This is a genomic window from Acinetobacter sp. IRS14 (genome assembly GCF_034650275.1).
GTDB classification, from domain to species: domain Bacteria; phylum Pseudomonadota; class Gammaproteobacteria; order Pseudomonadales; family Moraxellaceae; genus Acinetobacter; species Acinetobacter oleivorans.
In genome coordinates, this window is sequence record NZ_JAOVFN010000060.1 from 1 (window position 1) to 715 (window position 715).

The window sequence follows — 715 nt, forward strand, 5'->3', positions numbered from 1 at the left end:
TTGAATTTAAGCAAAATGCTTTAACTGATGATATCGCACCAAATCCGATTGAAAATATCAACTTCGACCAAAATGGACAGGACTTTACAGCGCAAGCGGAAGCAGATAGTCGAATCGAAGTTAAAAATGCTGCTGGTGAAGTAGTAGGTTCTGGTTATGTGGGGATCTTTGGTAATGTATCGGGTTCCTTGAACCAGGTGTATCTACATGGTGAGGAACTTACTTTTGTTGTAATTGACCGAGCTGGTAACCGCAGTGCAGAGGTTAAACAGAATGCTTTAATTGATGATATTGCACCAATCGCAATTGAAAACATCATCTTCAATGAAAATGGTCAAAACTTTACAGCACAAGCAGAAGTAAATACTCAAGTTGAAGTTAAAAATGCTGCGGGTGAGGTCGTAGGTTCAGGTTATGTAGATAGTGCTGGTTATGTCTCGGGTTACTTGAATCAAGTTTATTTAAAAGGTGAGGAACTCACTTTTGTTGTGATTGATCAAGCTGGTAATCGTAGCGTTGAAGTAAAACAAACAGCCTTTCTTGATAATACCGCACCGGAAAATGCGACTAATTTAGTATTTAGCGAAGATGGTTCATTTCTAACTGGTATGGCTGAGCCAAATGCTACGATTCAAGTATTTGATCAGAATGGTCAATTATTAAATCTTTGGAATAATAATGTTAATTGGGATGGAACATTTAGCGTCTCATTAGA

Annotated in this window: 1 protein-coding gene; it reads left to right on the top strand. The window is 37.9% G+C overall.

Annotated features, from left to right (window positions below; genetic code table 11):
* A partial coding sequence (locus tag ODQ17_RS19055; protein ID WP_322905628.1) for an Ig-like domain-containing protein occupies positions 1–715 on the top strand: 715 nt, incomplete at both ends.